Source organism: Aquitalea sp. S1-19 (assembly GCF_024343515.1).
Map to the genome: position 1 here is coordinate 1 of NZ_RJTZ01000102.1, position 219 is coordinate 219.

General features: G+C 46.6%; 1 rRNA gene. It reads right to left on the reverse strand.

Annotated features, from left to right (window positions below):
- Positions 1-81, reverse strand: a 16S ribosomal RNA gene (locus EGI20_RS13870); the annotation flags it as partial.
- Positions 82-219 lie beyond the last annotated feature (138 nt).

The window sequence follows — 219 nt, forward strand, 5'->3', positions numbered from 1 at the left end:
AAGCCCCTGTTACCGTTCGACTTGCATGTGTAAAGCATGCCGCCAGCGTTCAATCTGAGCCAGGATCAAACTCTTCAGTTCAATCTCTATGCTTTTTTCGTACTTTGGCACGCAAGTTCAAAGAAACTTTACGTTTCCAATCTTCTTGCAGTGCGAGTGTTTGGCATCGCCAAGCACTCACACCTATCGGTTGTTCGTTCTGTTAAAGAGCAGTGCTGC